Consider the following 14292-nt stretch of genomic DNA (forward strand, 5'->3'; position numbering starts at 1 on the left):
AAAATCAAAATTTAACCATAAATGCTAACATTATATATAAGAATAGTTTTCAAAAAAATGTTATTTTTGTGCGCCCTTTAACGCAATATTTTGACCAATAATATGAAAAAAGTGAACAACATCGCAGTTCTTACTTCCGGGGTGACGCTCCCGGGATGAACGCCGCAATTCGCGCCGTGGTAAGAGCAGGTATCTATCATCATTTGAATGTATACGGTGTTATGTATGGTTACAAGGGGATGTTGACTAATGATATCTTTCCTATGGAATCCAAAACCGTGGCCAACATCATCCAGCGTGGCGGCACGATTTTGAAAACAGCCCGTTGCAAGGAATTTTATGAGCCGGAAGGTCGGAAAAAGGCATACGAGAACCTGAAAAAACTGGATATAGACGGTTTGGTGGTAATCGGTGGCGATGGTTCCTTCAAAGGTGCACAAAAATTCAGCGAAGAATTTGATATACCTTGCATTGGCCTGCCAGGCACAATCGATAAAGATATCGCCGGCACGGATTTTACAATTGGATTCGACACCGCGGTAAACACTGCCGTGGACGCGATCGACAAGATCCGCGACACCGCTGATGCGCACGACCGCCTGTTCATCATCGAAGTGATGGGCCGCGACGCCGGATACATTGCCCTGCACAGCGGCATTGCTACCGGTGCAGAGCACGTGCTGATGCCAGAGCGTAAAAGCGAGATCGACGACATCATCAACGAACTGCAGGCTAACGAACGCAGGAAAAAGCTCGTAAACCTCATCGTAGTGGCGGAAGGCGACGAATTCGGCGGCGCTAATGGCGTGGTTAAACACATCAAGGAACGCCTCCCGCAGCTGGACACCCGCGTGTGCATTCTCGGTCACATCCAGCGCGGCGGTACGCCTACCTGTATGGACCGCATCATTGCCAGCCGTCTCGGTTTTTCTGCCGTAGAAGCCCTGCTGGACGGCACCCACAATGTAATGGTCGGCGTAGTGAACGATAAAATCGCTTACACCCCGCTCACACAGGCAGTGAAGGCTAAACAGTCCATTGACGAAGAATGGTTTAAGATTATTAAAATTCTGGCGAGTTAAAATTATATAGCTTATGAGTACAAAAGACCTGTCGAAATACTATCACAGTCAAATGGACAACGTTGCAGGACGTGAACACTCCTCACATAAAACGAAGATAGTAGCAACCGTAGGCCCTGCCTGCGATACCTATGAAAAATTGCTGGAGCTGGTTCAAGCCGGTGTTAACGTGTTCCGTTTGAACTTCTCTCACGGCAGCCACGAAGACAAAGCCAGAATTATTGGTTATATCCGCGAGATTAATGCAACTCAGCCTTACAACGTCGCCATCCTGGCCGACCTGCAAGGTCCGAAATTGCGTGTGGGAGAGATTGAGAACAACGCACTGCCGCTCAAAACCGGCGACATCCTCACTTTCGTAAACGAAAAATGTGTAGGTAACATGGATCGTATCTATGTTTCTTACCATAACCTCCATAGAGATATTCGTCCCGGTCAGAAAATCCTGCTGGACGACGGTAAAATCGAAACTGTCGTAAAAGAGGTGACCGCTAACCAGGAAATCAAAGCAGAAGTTACCCTCGGCGGCATCCTGTCTTCCAAAAAAGGTTTTAACCTGCCCGATACCAAGGTAGAACTGCCTTCTCTGACAGAAAAAGACCTGGTGGACCTGGACTTCATCATTGACCAGGCGCCTGACTGGGTTGCCCTGTCGTTCGTTCGTAACGCGGCCGACCTGGTTGACCTGCGCAACCGTATTAAAGAGCGCAACTCCAAACTGAAAATCATTTCTAAAATAGAAAAGCCGGAAGCGATCCAGAACCTGAAAGAGATCATCTGGGAAAGCGATGGCGTGATGATTGCCCGCGGTGACCTCGGCGTAGAACTTCCCGTGGAAGTGATCCCGATGATCCAGAAAGACATCATCCGCAAATGTATCCACCGCGCGAAACCCGTTATCGTGGCTACACAGATGATGGAAAGCATGATCGACCGCAGCCGTCCGAACCGTTCTGAAATTACCGACGTGGCCAACGCCGTACTGGAAGGCGCCGACGCGGTAATGCTAAGTGGCGAAACTGCTACCGGCCAACATCCCACGCTGGTGATCCAGACGATGAGAAAAATCATCGGCGAAGTGGAAAAAGAAGAGATCATTTACAACCGTAACCTGATCCCTCACCGCCACTCTCCTACCTTCCTGAGCGATGCGCTGTGTTACAACGCGGCTAAAATTGCGGAAGACACGGATGCCGACGCACTGATCGGCATGACCGCTTCCGGTTACACCGGCTTCATGCTCTCCAGCTACCGTCCGAAATCACCGCTGTACGTATTTACTAAAGAGAAAACGCTGGTAAATCAGCTGAGCCTCAGCTGGGGTGTACGCGCCTTCTACTATGCAGAAGAAAACAGCGTAGACGATATCGTTCAGGACCAGATCAACATCCTGAAAGAACGCGGTTTCCTGAAAAACAACGATGTGGTGGTAAACACTGGTTCCACACCGGTTAAGGAACACCTGCCAACCAACATGATCAAGATCACACGCGTAGAAGACGAAAAGTAGGCTCGTTACTGGTCAATATATTAAAAAAGCGTACCGTCTTCCGATGGTACGCTTTTTTCTTTCTTATGTGGATGTGATTACTTCTTCCTGTAAGTAAATGCATAGATGGCAATCGCCAGCGACACGAGCAGCAGCCCGGTGAGGCACACCGCCGTCCATTCGCCCGCCTTCCACACAATTAACCCAATGCCCGAGCCAGCGGCCGTACCAATAAAACTTACCGTCATAAATACGGTATTCATGCGGTTACGCGCTTCCGGTAAAATGGCGTAAATACGCGTCTGGTTAGACACATGCACACCCCGGATACCCAGGTCCAACACTACAATACCCACTACGATACCCACAATGCTCGCGTGCGACAGCCAGAAAATCGCGAAACTCAGGAGCACCAATAGCAATCCATAACCAATAGCGATACGCGGGTTCTTTTTATCTGCAATACGCCCAATGAGCGGAGCGCCTAAAGCCCCGGCAGCGGCGGCGAGCCCCAGCATCCCGATCACATCGCTGCCATAGTTAAACGGCGCCTTCGCCAGGTGAAACACGATCGTTACCCAGAACAGGCCGAAAGAGGCAAATACACAGGCATTGATGGCCGCCGCTTCGCGCAGGAGCGGTTGTTCCTTCGCCAGCGTAAAAGAGATCCCATCAGCTCTCCATAACTACCCTTAAAGTTCGGACGGCTTTGCGGGAACGAGGCCCACATCAGTATCCACAGTAAAAGATGATACCCGCCGCGATCCAGAACATCGCGCGCCAGCCGAAGTGCTGTCCCACTATACCGCTAAGGGTGCGGGATAACAGGATGCCCACGAGCAAACCGCTCATGATCGAGCCTACGATCTTACCTCTTTTATCCGGGTCCGCAAGATTGGCGGCCAGCGGCAGGATCAGCTGCGGAATAACGGAGGTAAAGCCGATAAACAGGCCGCTGAGTTTAAGTAAAAAAATGTTTCGCGACAAAGCCGCAAGTACGAGCGCCAGTAAAGACAATGCCGCCATCACGAGGATCTGGCGCTTACGCTCTATTTTATCGCCGAGTGGCACACAAAAGAACAAGCCGAGTGCATAACCCGCCTGTGTAAGGAAAGTTACCTGTCCCGCGCTGCTCTCCGATACCCCAAAATCTTTGGCAATCAGCACCAGCAAAGGCTGGCTGTAATAAATATTCGCCACTATCAATCCCGTGCACATCGACATGATGATAATGTTCCACCTGCTTAAACCTGTTTTCTGTTCCATATTAGCAGGACAAAATTAGCCAATTGCCACCGAAAGCTGGTTGTACGAATCGTGACTATTTGAGTTAAATTTACAGTACCATCAACAAAAGCAGATTTTATGACGTTCAGCAGCATCTACCCGTACACCCAGGAAACCATCGCCACCTACCCCGCCCATACGCCCGCGGAAATAGAAAGGAAACTGGCGCTTGCCGACAAGGTTTACCACCAATGGCAACAAATACCGCTCGAAAAAAGGGCGGAACTGATGCGAAAACTGGCGGCCGTGTTGCAACAGGAGGTAGATGCCCACGCCACGATCATTACGCAGGAAATGGGCAAAACCTTAAAAGAAGCCAGGGCTGAAGTACTGAAGTGCGCCACTACTGCCGAATATTATGCCGATCATATCGAAGACATGATGCGCCCGAAACCGATCGCCTCAGATGCGCAAAACAGCTACGTATCCTACGAAGCGAAAGGTGTTATTCTGGCGATTATGCCCTGGAACTTCCCATACTGGCAGGTATTCCGATTTGCGATACCCAACGTACTGGCGGGAAATACCGGCGTGCTGAAACATGCGAGCAACGTGAGCGGCTGCGCGCTGGCCATCGAAAAATCCTTCATCACCGCGGGTTTCCCCGAAGGTGTGTTTCAATCGCTGCTGGTATCGTCGCAACATTTAGAACCGGTAATTGCCGACCGGCGGGTGCAGGGAGTAACGCTGACAGGCAGTACACCCGCAGGCATGAGCGTGGCCTCACTGGCAGGCAAATACATCAAAAAAACAGTACTGGAGCTGGGCGGCAGCGATCCTTTTATCGTATTGAAAGATGCGGATATTGAACAGGCTGCGAAAATAGCCGTGCAGGCGCGTATGCAAAACGCCGGGCAATCATGCATTGCCGCCAAACGCTGGATCGTGGAAAAGACGGTGGCGGCTGATTTTACGGCACGCGTGCAGGACATTATTCATCACCTGCAACAGGGCGACCCGATGCTGGACACGACCAACACCGGCCCTATGGCACGCCCGGACCTGGCAGAAGACTTGTTGAAGCAGATGAACGACACCCTGAAACTCGGGGCCAGGGTACTGGCAGGCGGCGTACTCGAAGGCTGCAACTTCACCCCGGCCCTGCTTGCAGATGTAAAACCAGGCATGAAAGCATTTGACGAAGAAACCTTCGGTCCGCTCGCGGCGATCATTACCGCAGAAAACGAACAGGAAGCCATCAGACTGGCCAATAAAACAGAGTTTGGACTGGGTGCCTCACTCTGGACAAAAGACCTCGGAAAAGCGGCTGTTTTGGCCCGCCAGATAGAAAGTGGCAACGTATTCGTGAATGCAATGGTCCGTTCCGATGCCCGTCTGCCTTTCGGCGGGATCAAACAATCGGGCTACGGCCGTGAATTGTCGCTGGAGGGTGTGCATGAATTTCTCAATATTAAAACGGTATACATACAGTAATGGCTTTTCTCGCAGGACTGCTCAGTTTCGGCTTACTACTCGCCCTTATCGGTTATCTTTTCAACATCCCGCTGCTAGCGCACTGGCAGGACGCAGCGCGGATCGCGGCCGCTATTATGTTCGTGCTTATTGGCTTCATGCATTTGCGTAAACCGCAGCAGCTCACCTACATGATCGAGGGCATGTTACCTTACCCCACAGCGCTTGTGATCTTCAGCGGTGTGCTGGAGATATTGCTGGGCGCAGGGCTGTTATTCCCGGCCACGCAGTATTGGAGCGCATGGGGATTGATCATCTTACTTGTATTGATGTTTCCCGCCAATATCCGGGTGGCGGTAGCGGGCCTGCCCGCACCGGGCGGATTGCCCGCGAAGGCTTGGTACACCTGGTCGCGGTTGTTGTTTCAACCGGTATATATCTGGTGGATCTGGTGGTCGGCTATAAGTGTTTAACGCTCACTTCCACCGGGTAGGCGTATTCCTGCCAGGCTGCTTCGGCTTCGGCAGCGCTGATGTCGCCGTTGAATACTTTCACGCGGTAACGCTGTGCATAGGTATGCCCATATGTCATCAGCCAGGGCGTGTTTTTCGTTGGTGTGAAGAACACGCATACATGTTGGTCCTTATCCGGCCAAACCCTTAAAGGCACCGGGAAGTTGAAATTAGAAGGATGGCACATAATGAGCAGCCCCGCTTTTCCTTTTTCCGTGTCACCCGCAATCTTTATCCATCTTGCTAAAGAAGAATCGGCATTGTTGCGCGTGCGGCCCTCGGAGGTAAGCATGCTGCTGTTCCCTGGCGTTCCAGCCGGCGTTGCCGCGGATGTTAAACCCGCCGCCATAACGGTATTGCTTCAATAACAAAGGACTTGATGTAGCGCAGCTTTGTATGGAATTGAAATCCCGGTATCGAGTCCGTCGTAGGCCCTGATATCCAATACTTCATTGAGGGCCGTTTTTTCAGGATTGAATACGATATGGTCCTGCAGGGCAGCAAAGCCTGTCCAGATGGGCCCCTGCGTCTTGCTTAAAAATCCTTTGAAAGCTACTGTTGCCTGCTTCTTTACGAGGTTCCAGAAGTCCACTTCCTTCCCTTCGAATTCCGCGTCGGTCCGGGGTTCCAGATGCCGAAGTGGTGGTAATGATCTCTAGGATGAATGCCGGTGAGTTCGGCCCCATTTGGCGCCCACAGCGGATGAATAAAGCCGCTGCGCCGATAAGCGGAATCTACGCCGGCCGGCGGATTTACCGTGGCGTAATTGTATTGCAACAGTCCTTCTATGGTCAGTGCGCCATTTTCTTCCTTCAGGTTGATGTGAGCAGGCGTTTGTTTCGACTGTCCTTTGTAAAGCACGTATTGCACCTTTCCGCCCACCGGTAAGGCTTCGTTAACGCGCCACCATAACTTACGGACAGCGCCCTCTTCTACCTGCACCGGGAGTTCCCGCGACCCCGACTTCAACACAAAATTACTTGTGGGCACGTTAGCGAAGGCCTCGAGCGATAAACAGGCGATCGCGTTTTTACGGGCATACTTGCCTGCTTTCACGGTAATTTCGGCAAGCATTTGAGCAGACGAATTCATGGCATTCAACATAAAAAAAGACAAAACACCAGCAGTTGTTTCATAAACGGGATGGGTTAGAATTACAAAATAGGAATAATACGTAACTTTCCGCTACTAAATCAACCCCAAATGAAAACTGATAAACTGATCGTCACCAACGTGGCGGCGCTGACCCGTAAGTATGGGAAGCAACACAAATCCATCCTCAACGACCTTAAAAAACTACAGACATACGACCGGCAACGCGGACTGACCACGCAACTCGTGTTCCTCGACCATGCGAAAGACATGGCCCAATACAAAGCAAAGCCGGTTACTGATCCCGAAAACGCGAAGCAAAACAAAGATGCGATCGATGCGGTGTACAGGTTCTTCTCCCCGACTACCTCCTGCTGGCGGGAGCGCAGGATATCATCCCATTTCAATCGCTGAACAACCTGCTGTTCAGCGACGATGACGAAGATCAAAAAATCCCCAGCGATCTGCCATACGCCTGCGAAGCCGCGTACAATACCAATCCCGCGAAGTTCATTGCACCAACACGGGTGGTTGGAAGGCTCCCGGACATTCCCGGTGTTGCCGATCCCGCCTACTTCCAATCATTGGTGCAGGATGTAATTAGCCACAAAGCCGGCAGCGATAAGGATTACAAAAAGTACTTTTCCGTGAGCGTATTCGAATGGCGGCAATCCACGGAAGAAAGCCTGCGTAATATGTTCGGCGGCAGCGATACCCTGTTTATTTCGCCGGTAAAAGGGCCGAAATGGACCAGCACCCAGTTCAAACCGAAAACACATTTTATCAACTGCCACGGCTCGCTGGAAGATCCCTGCTTTTACGGGCAGAAGGGCAAAAATTACCCGGAAGCTGTAAACGCTTCGCTCATGGCTAAAAAGGTTACACCGGGTACCATCGTCGCGGCGGAATGCTGCTATGGTGCGCAGTTATACAATCCGAACCTCACGGAATTCGATCAGCCGAGTGTTGCCAATACTTACCTGCAACACCACGCGCTGGCCTTCCTGGGCAGCTCCACGATTGCGTACGGCCCCGCAAAAGGCAATGGGCTGGCCGACCTTATCACCCAATATTTCTTGACCAATGTGATAAAAGGATCGTCAACCGGGGAAGCATTGCTGAAGGCCCGCCAGCGTTTCCTCGACGAAATGGGGCCAACATTAGATCCCTACGAGTTAAAAACCCTTGCGCAGTTTTACCTGTTGGGCGACCCTTCCGTGAAAGTAGTGGCATTGCCTGAAGCCCCTGCCCTGCGCGGCCTAGGGGAGCCGGACGCAAACACACGCACCAATCGCCGCGATGGCCTCGAAGCAAAAGGACTGCTGCTCGAAACCTTCATCACCACGCCCCAGGAAATTGTGGTAAAACCCCGGCACGAAAGTTCGCCTAAACTGGTGGGAGACCTGCTCGAGCAAAGAGGGTTTTCCGCCAATGCCACCCTGCGTATTTTTGAGAACGCACCCAAAGCGGCGCAAACGCGTAGTGGCATAAAAGCATTTGCACAACCGGTGAAATTTCGCGTATATTCGGAGAGCAGCCAGCACGGCAAGTTTAAACATACGAAAGTGCTGGTCGTGAAAGAAAGAAATAACGAGATTGTAGGATACCGTGAATATGTCAGAAAATAAACCACATAAAAACACGCCTGCCGCGGTTACACTCCGCGGCAGGCTTATTCTCCGCACTTTTGGCCGCACCACCAAAAGCGAACACCTCGGCGTACACCTCGATACCGGCGACGCCGTATACCTCATACGCCCTGCCGCCGGCAACCCGTTTATGGACAATCCGCTGGAAGCCCTGGCCGGCAAGTATATCGAAGCATCAGGACGCATCAGCGACTACGTTTTCTTTGCCCGGTCATGGAAAGAAATTGCTCCGCCGGAGGACTAGAAAACTTGCCCAACTGCTCATCTTATCTACCTAAAGAATTAATAGCATACCAAATTCCTTACTGGTACTGCGTTACAGGCTGGCCGTATAAACCTCTGTTATAACACCGGTATTTTCCGCACGGTTATTCTCCGGAACTTCGTGGCAATTTTACCCGTCACCACTAAACTCGTTGTTTATGAATCGCCATTCTAAAAACAAACCGGGTGTGTGCATGGCTATGCTATTGCTGCTTTGCAGCTCACTTGTTGTTCATGCACAACAACACAACCGGCATTTCCGGGAAAAGACCGACAGTCTTACCGGATGCTACAACGTGTCCTTCCGCACTACCGAAAAGACTTACCGCTACATCCTGTCGATCGACAGTGTAGACGGCGCCTATTTTTACGGAACACTGGCAGCAGACACTACCCTGTACAAAAAGCTGCGCGATTTTGTGCACGTAAAGGGCCTCGTAGCCGGCTCCGACGACTACGACTTTATCATGATGCCCGTCTTTAAACGCGGAACACCTTATGCACTCGGCTGCCCGCCCAGCGACTGGCTGTTTAACAACAAGGTGTATTTTTCAAGAAGAGAAGAAAACCGGCTGGTCGGGTTTATGGTCGTACGCAACGATTTTAAACCGTACACCTTCAGCTTTTTCGGGAAGAAACGTCCGGAAGAAGAACAGCCCCGGTTCCTGGCCGCTGGGCGTAAATAATGCGCCCGTCCACGATTTTCACGCCGTCGGCAATATCTTCCGCCAGCAACAGCGGACCGTCCATGTCGGTATAATCGAGGTAAGGCAGTAAATGTGCCACGGCCGATGTGCCGACGGTACTTTCATTCATACTGCCCGTCATCGTTTTCATGCCCAGGCGCTTTGCCGTATCGATCATTCTGCGGGCTGGTGTAATACCGCCGCATTTGGTGAGTTTGATGTTAACGCCGTGAAAGTATCCATTACATTTTTCCACGTCCTGCTCCACGATGCAGCTTTCGTCTGCAATGAGGGGCAGGGCACTTTTTTCGTACACTTCCTTCATGCCTTCCCAATTATCGGCACGCATAGGCTGTTCTATGAACTCCACGCCCAGCTGGCGAAATGCCGCGGCGTTGCGCAAAGTTTCCTCCACACCCCAGGCGCAGTTCGCATCTACCCGGAATATTGCGTTAGTATGTTTACGCAGTTCGGTAATGATCGCAATATCCTCGTTCGTCCCAAGTTTGATCTTGTAAATCGGCCATGGAAACTCCATCAGCTTCTTCACCATGTTCTCCACGGTATCGATGCCAATAGTGTAGTCGGTAAGCGGGTTGCGGGAGATGTCCAGTCCCCACACTTCATACAGCTTCTTGTTTTGCTTTTTAGCGTAGAGGTCGTGGGCGGCGAGGTCCAGGGCGCAGAGCGCAAACAGGTTGTGCTGCAGCCTCGGGTACATGTCCTGCCAGAAGGCTTCGGGCGTGTCCAGCTCATAACTTTCGATGAACTCGCGGTGCTTTTCCACGTCTTCCATCAGCATAGGTACGGTGATGTTATAATAGGAATTATCGGCCGTTTCGCCGAGACCTGTAAGCCCGTCCTGCGACAAGGCGATGACGAGCAGCGGCTGCACGTCTTTAGACTTGCGGGAAATGGTAAAGGTGTGCCTGAACTTCAGCGCCACGGGGTAAAACTGTAATTCCATGTAAGAAAGATAGGAGTATTTGCAGATTCATGCAACTTTTTTAAAACAAAGCGGCAGAAAGGTGCAAAGAAAAGGCCCCGGTAAACCGGGGCCTTCAAAAACCAATTATCTATAGCTATGTACTATTTCACTTCTTCGTACTCGGCATCTGTAACCTGGTCGCCGGAAGCGCCCTGGTTAGGCTGGCCCTGTTGTGCACCCGCGCCTGCATCGGCACCTGGCTGGCCCTGTGTTGCTTTGTACATTTCTTCTGAAGCAGCTGTCCAGGCGTTAGTAACTTCTGTCATAGCGGCATCTACCTGGGCAACATCCTGCGCTTTGTGGGCGGCTTTCAGTTTTTCCAGTGCAGCTTCGATCGGTGCTTTCTTATCAGCAGGGATCTTATCGCCGTACTCTTTCAGTTGCTTTTCTGTCTGGAAGATGGTGCTGTCGGCCTGGTTCAGCTTTTCGATCGTCTCGCGCTGAGCTTTATCGGCAGCTTCATTGGCTTTCGCCTCGTTCTTCATTTTTCGATCTCTTCTTTATTCAGACCGCTACCTGCCTCGATACGGATGTTCTGGGTTTTACCAGTACCCTGATCTTTCGCAGTTACGTGCAGGATACCGTTGGCGTCGATATCGAAGATAACTTCGATTTTAGGCGTACCGCGGGGAGCAGGCGGAATATCAGCGAGGATGAACCTGCCGAGGGTGCGGTTTTGCGCGGCCATCGGGCGCTCGCCCTGCAGTACGTGGATTTCCACGCTCGGCTGGCTGTCAGCAGCGGTTGAGAACACCTCAGATTTTTTGGTCGGGATGGTGGTGTTAGACTCGATCAGTTTGGTGAACACGCCGCCCATGGTTTCGATACCCAGCGACAGCGGGGTTACGTCCAGCAGCAGTACGTCTTTTACTTCACCGGTAAGTACACCGCCCTGGATAGCGGCGCCGATAGCTACCACCTCATCAGGGTTCACACCTCTATTCGGTTTTTTACCGAAGAATTTCTCTACTACTTCTCGGATTTTAGGAATACGGGTAGAACCGCCTACCAGGATCACTTCGTCGATGTCGGAAGTAGAAAGGCCAGCATCGCTCAGGGCTTTCTTACACGGGGCGAGGGTTCTTTCTACCAGTGCATCGCTCAGCTGCTCGAATTTCGCGCGGTTGAGTTTTTTCACCAGTGTTTGGGAACACCATCTACCGCAGTGATGTAAGGCAGGTTAATTTCAGTTTCCTGTGAAGAAGACAATTCGATTTTTGCTTTCTCTGATGCTTCTTTCAGACGCTGCCATGCCATCGGATCTTTATGCAGGTCAACCGCTTCTTCTTTTTTGAATTCGTCGGCCAGCCAGTCCATGATCACTTTATCAAAGTCGTCACCACCAAGGTGGGTGTCACCATTGGTAGATTTTACTTCGAATACACCATCACCGAGTTCGAGGATGGAGATATCGAATGTACCACCACCAAGGTCGAATACAGCGATTTTGCTATCCTCGCTTTTCTTATCGAGACCGTAAGCCAGCGCTGCTGCCGTAGGTTCGTTAATGATACGGCGAACATTGAGGCCTGCGATTTCGCCGGCTTCTTTGGTTGCCTGACGCTGAGCGTCGTTGAAGTAAGCCGGCACGGTAATTACCGCTTCACTTACCTCTGTGCCGAGGTAGTCTTCCGCAGTTTTCTTCATTTTCTGAAGAATCATTGCTGAAATTTCCTGCGGCGTATATTGCCTGCCATCGATATCGATGCGGGGTGTATTGTTATCGCCTTTTACTACCTTGTAGCTCCAGTGCCCCGCTTCATTGGTAACCTCGTCGAAACGACCGCCCATGAAACGTTTTACTGACATGATGGTATTAACAGGGTTAGTGATCGCCTGGCGTTTTGCAGGATCGCCTACTTTCCTTTCCCCGTTCTTCAAAAATGCCACAACGGAAGGTGTGGTCCTGCGACCTTCATCGTTGGCAATTACTACCGGCTCGTTACCTTCCATTACGGCAACGCAAGAGTTGGTAGTTCCTAAGTCAATACCTATGATCTTTCCCATGATTATTAATTATTCTCCTTTTAGTTAGTGTAAACCTGTTGTGCAGATTTTCAGTAGTTTAGTCAATGATTATGCCAAGTGACAAAATGTGCAATATTGGCAGTCACCCTGTCTTTCCCCTGTATTTTCGGCCTTCCACAACCTGTCACAACAATTCCCGGGATTGCGGCTTTAAACAAAAACACTTGCCGCCTGTTATATGTTCACGCACAAGGGCCCGCTACCAGCCCAAATGCACGTCCATGGCTTTTTTCAATTATTAAGACAAATAGATCACCAGCTTAATTTACTCGCTATCACCGGTTTATACGGCGTGATGGCCCCAAATTTGGATCAACCCATAAACGTACCACAACCACTTCTCATGAAAACAAACTTCCTTGCAGCGGCCCTGGTGCTGACGGCCGCATTCTCCCCTTATGCACACAAGCACAGGACGATATGTCCACTCCACGAAACACCGAAACAACCGCCCCGGCCGGGCTTTTTAAAGGCACCGAAGGATACCGTACCTGGTCCATCGGCATTAACGGCGGCGCACTGGCGCCCGTAGCTTTTACCGGCGGGCACAACGACTTTACGAAATGGCAGCTGTCTTACGGCTACGGCGCCTACGTAAAATGGCAGCTGCTGCATTTTATGTCTTTGCGGGCCGATTTCCTTGGCGGACAGCTGAAGGGGAACAATGACAAAAAGCTGGGCAACGGCTCTGCTCCCAACAGTCCCTACTCACAGTTCGAAACACAGCTGCAGTGGTCGGGCAGTCTTAACGCGGTATTTAACGTGGCGAACATGAACTTCTTTGCCAAAAGGAATTTTATGCAGCTGTACGTATCGGCAGGTGGCGGACTGGCAGGCTACAAGCCCACGATTACCACCACGGGTAATGTAACCACCGATTACAAGCCCAACGGCAACATCACCGAATTTTTTGTACCGGTTGGCGCGGGATTGAAGTTTAAACTGTCTGAATCCGTGAACTTCGACATCGGCTACACGATGCATTACCCGGATGGCGATAACCTCGATGGCGTACCCAATGGCATTGGGCGCGACAAATACTCCTATGGTTATATAGGCGTGGAATTCCCGCTGGGTAAAAAATCGAAACCGCAGCTGGCCTGGCATAACCCGATCGCGGAAATGTATGACGACCTGTCATCACAACGCGACCAGGTAAAACTGGAACTGGACGCACAGAAAGAAGCTAATGCCAAACTGGCCGCCGATATGGCAAAGCTAACGGCAGACAGCGATGGCGATGGTGTTTCGGACATGTTCGACAAATGTCCTAATACGCCTAAAGGCGAAAAAGTAGATGGTGCGGGTTGTACCCTGCCACGCGATACCGTGCAGCCGAAACAGGTGAAAATTTTTGTGACCGAAGCGGATAACCGCCTGGTACGCGAAGCCATCGCAAACCTCGAGTTCGAAACCGGCAAGGCAAGCATCAAAGCCGCTTCGTTCCCGGCCCTGGACCGTGTAGCCGAACTGCTCACGCAAAAAGGCTTCAGCATCAAACTGAGCGGCCACACCGACAATGTAGGTAAAGCGGAAAGCAATATGATATTATCGAAACAACGCGCCGAATCGGTGAAATCATACCTGGTGGGCCGTGGTGTAAATCCATCTAAAGTAGAAGCTGTCGGTTACGGACAAACGCAGCCGATCGCCAGCAATAAAACAGCGGCGGGCAGGCAGCAGAACCGAAGGGTAGAGTTTGTGTTGTATTAATTTAGTATTGATATCAAATGTAATGGCGGGGCAGGATCACTGTCCCGCCATTGTTATTACCAGAAAACGCCCGTTTTAGGGGATATCCG

Annotated in this window: 16 protein-coding genes and 1 pseudogene; 10 read left to right on the forward strand and 7 right to left on the reverse strand. The window is 51.1% G+C overall.

Going from position 1 to position 14292, the window contains the following annotated elements:
• The first annotated feature begins 155 nt into the window (after positions 1–155).
• Positions 156–1082, forward strand: a complete 927-nt coding sequence (gene pfkA, locus MKQ70_RS17270; RefSeq protein ID WP_248072835.1) for a 6-phosphofructokinase — start codon at positions 156–158, stop codon at positions 1080–1082.
• 13 nt (positions 1083–1095) lie between these two features.
• Positions 1096–2592, forward strand: a complete 1497-nt coding sequence (pyk, locus tag MKQ70_RS17275; protein WP_248072838.1) for a pyruvate kinase — start codon at positions 1096–1098, stop codon at positions 2590–2592.
• Positions 2593–2669: 77 nt separating this feature from the next.
• On the opposite strand, the gene MKQ70_RS17280 is transcribed toward pyk, so the two are convergent.
• Positions 2670–3140 carry an MFS transporter gene (locus MKQ70_RS17280; RefSeq protein WP_248072840.1) on the reverse strand — a complete coding sequence of 157 codons (471 nt, stop codon included), beginning with the start codon at positions 3138–3140 and terminating at the stop codon, positions 2670–2672.
• Between MKQ70_RS17280 and MKQ70_RS38695 the strand changes: the two genes are divergently transcribed.
• Positions 3132–3257: a hypothetical protein gene (locus MKQ70_RS38695; protein WP_282456571.1), complete on the forward strand. Its 126-nt coding sequence runs from the start codon at positions 3132–3134 to the stop codon at positions 3255–3257. The two genes, MKQ70_RS17280 and MKQ70_RS38695, sit on opposite strands and share 9 nt — an antisense overlap.
• A gap of 43 nt (positions 3258–3300) precedes the next feature.
• Here the strand turns inward: MKQ70_RS38695 and MKQ70_RS17285 are convergent, their stop codons facing one another.
• The gene (locus tag MKQ70_RS17285; protein ID WP_248072842.1) at positions 3301–3837 is read right to left on the reverse strand and encodes an MFS transporter; all 537 of its coding nucleotides are present in this window, start codon (positions 3835–3837) and stop codon (positions 3301–3303) included.
• A gap of 99 nt (positions 3838–3936) precedes the next feature.
• Here MKQ70_RS17285 and MKQ70_RS17290 point away from each other — a divergent pair, with 99 nt between their 5' ends.
• Both MKQ70_RS17290 and MKQ70_RS17295 read left to right on the forward strand, forming a co-directional pair.
• Positions 3937–5292, forward strand: coding sequence for an NAD-dependent succinate-semialdehyde dehydrogenase (locus MKQ70_RS17290; RefSeq protein ID WP_248072844.1), 1356 nt, complete (start codon positions 3937–3939; stop codon positions 5290–5292).
• Positions 5292–5744, forward strand: coding sequence for a DoxX family protein (locus tag MKQ70_RS17295; protein WP_248072846.1), 453 nt, complete (start codon positions 5292–5294; stop codon positions 5742–5744). Before MKQ70_RS17290 ends, MKQ70_RS17295 begins: the two co-directional genes overlap by 1 nt.
• Here the strand turns inward: MKQ70_RS17295 and MKQ70_RS17300 are convergent.
• Positions 5731–6132 (reverse strand): DUF6807 family protein, encoded by a 402-nt coding sequence (locus tag MKQ70_RS17300; protein ID WP_248072848.1) that lies wholly within the window; start codon positions 6130–6132, stop codon positions 5731–5733. The genes MKQ70_RS17295 and MKQ70_RS17300 overlap by 14 nt on opposite strands.
• Positions 6133–6353: 221 nt before the next feature.
• Complete coding sequence (locus MKQ70_RS17305; protein ID WP_248072850.1) at positions 6354–6875, reverse strand: DUF6807 family protein; 522 nt, start codon at positions 6873–6875, stop codon at positions 6354–6356.
• A gap of 111 nt (positions 6876–6986) precedes the next feature.
• Between MKQ70_RS17305 and MKQ70_RS17310 the strand changes: the two genes are divergently transcribed.
• The 4 genes from MKQ70_RS17310 to MKQ70_RS17325 all read left to right on the forward strand — a co-directional run bounded on the left by MKQ70_RS17310 (position 6987) and on the right by MKQ70_RS17325 (position 9474).
• Entirely contained in the window at positions 6987–7289 is a 303-nt protein-coding gene (locus MKQ70_RS17310; protein ID WP_248072852.1) for a hypothetical protein, read from the forward strand.
• 113 nt (positions 7290–7402) lie between these two features.
• Positions 7403–8503 (forward strand): C25 family cysteine peptidase, encoded by a 1101-nt coding sequence (locus tag MKQ70_RS17315; RefSeq protein WP_248072853.1) that lies wholly within the window; start codon positions 7403–7405, stop codon positions 8501–8503.
• Positions 8490–8768 carry a hypothetical protein gene (locus MKQ70_RS17320; protein WP_248072854.1) on the forward strand — a complete coding sequence of 93 codons (279 nt, stop codon included), beginning with the start codon at positions 8490–8492 and terminating at the stop codon, positions 8766–8768. Before MKQ70_RS17315 ends, MKQ70_RS17320 begins: the two co-directional genes overlap by 14 nt.
• Before the next feature lie 178 nt (positions 8769–8946).
• Complete coding sequence (locus MKQ70_RS17325; protein WP_248072855.1) at positions 8947–9474, forward strand: hypothetical protein; 528 nt, start codon at positions 8947–8949, stop codon at positions 9472–9474.
• Here the strand turns inward: MKQ70_RS17325 and MKQ70_RS17330 are convergent.
• The 3 genes and pseudogenes from MKQ70_RS17330 to MKQ70_RS43270 form a co-directional block, all read right to left on the reverse strand.
• The gene (locus tag MKQ70_RS17330; protein WP_248072856.1) at positions 9407–10441 is read right to left on the reverse strand and encodes a dipeptide epimerase; all 1035 of its coding nucleotides are present in this window, start codon (positions 10439–10441) and stop codon (positions 9407–9409) included. The two genes, MKQ70_RS17325 and MKQ70_RS17330, sit on opposite strands and share 68 nt — an antisense overlap.
• Before the next feature lie 122 nt (positions 10442–10563).
• Positions 10564–11600 (reverse strand): annotated as a pseudogene (locus tag MKQ70_RS43265) (Hsp70 family protein).
• On the reverse strand, positions 11597–12469 hold the full coding sequence (locus MKQ70_RS43270) for an Hsp70 family protein (RefSeq protein ID WP_443657264.1): 873 nt from the start codon (positions 12467–12469) through the stop codon (positions 11597–11599). Before MKQ70_RS43270 ends, MKQ70_RS43265 begins: the two are co-directional and overlap by 4 nt.
• Positions 12470–12910: 441 nt before the next feature.
• On the opposite strand from MKQ70_RS43270, the gene MKQ70_RS17340 reads away from it, so the two are divergent.
• On the forward strand, positions 12911–14203 hold the full coding sequence (locus MKQ70_RS17340) for an OmpA family protein (protein ID WP_248072858.1): 1293 nt from the start codon (positions 12911–12913) through the stop codon (positions 14201–14203).
• Positions 14204–14292: the final 89 nt, after the last annotated feature.

It is taken from the genome of Chitinophaga sedimenti, from assembly GCF_023156195.1.
Lineage (GTDB): Bacteria > Bacteroidota > Bacteroidia > Chitinophagales > Chitinophagaceae > Chitinophaga > Chitinophaga sedimenti.

What these genes read in the sequence shown, in the direction of transcription:
- pfkA (WP_248072835.1), top strand. Translation starts at nt 156, where the DNA reads ATGAACGCCGCAATTCGCGCCGTGGTAAGAGCAGGTATCTATCATCAT.
- pyk (WP_248072838.1), top strand. Translation starts at nt 1,096, where the DNA reads ATGAGTACAAAAGACCTGTCGAAATACTATCACAGTCAAATGGACAAC.
- MKQ70_RS17285 (WP_248072842.1), bottom strand. Translation starts at nt 3,837, where the DNA reads ATGGAACAGAAAACAGGTTTAAGCAGGTGGAACATTATCATCATGTCG.
- MKQ70_RS17290 (WP_248072844.1), top strand. Translation starts at nt 3,937, where the DNA reads ATGACGTTCAGCAGCATCTACCCGTACACCCAGGAAACCATCGCCACC.
- MKQ70_RS17295 (WP_248072846.1), top strand. Translation starts at nt 5,292, where the DNA reads ATGGCTTTTCTCGCAGGACTGCTCAGTTTCGGCTTACTACTCGCCCTT.
- MKQ70_RS17300 (WP_248072848.1), bottom strand. Translation starts at nt 6,132, where the DNA reads ATGGCGGCGGGTTTAACATCCGCGGCAACGCCGGCTGGAACGCCAGGG.
- MKQ70_RS17305 (WP_248072850.1), bottom strand. Translation starts at nt 6,875, where the DNA reads ATGAATTCGTCTGCTCAAATGCTTGCCGAAATTACCGTGAAAGCAGGC.
- MKQ70_RS17310 (WP_248072852.1), top strand. Translation starts at nt 6,987, where the DNA reads ATGAAAACTGATAAACTGATCGTCACCAACGTGGCGGCGCTGACCCGT.
- MKQ70_RS17320 (WP_248072854.1), top strand. Translation starts at nt 8,490, where the DNA reads ATGTCAGAAAATAAACCACATAAAAACACGCCTGCCGCGGTTACACTC.
- MKQ70_RS17325 (WP_248072855.1), top strand. Translation starts at nt 8,947, where the DNA reads ATGAATCGCCATTCTAAAAACAAACCGGGTGTGTGCATGGCTATGCTA.
- MKQ70_RS17330 (WP_248072856.1), bottom strand. Translation starts at nt 10,441, where the DNA reads ATGGAATTACAGTTTTACCCCGTGGCGCTGAAGTTCAGGCACACCTTT.
- MKQ70_RS43270 (WP_443657264.1), bottom strand. Translation starts at nt 12,469, where the DNA reads ATGGGAAAGATCATAGGTATTGACTTAGGAACTACCAACTCTTGCGTT.
- MKQ70_RS17340 (WP_248072858.1), top strand. Translation starts at nt 12,911, where the DNA reads ATGTCCACTCCACGAAACACCGAAACAACCGCCCCGGCCGGGCTTTTT.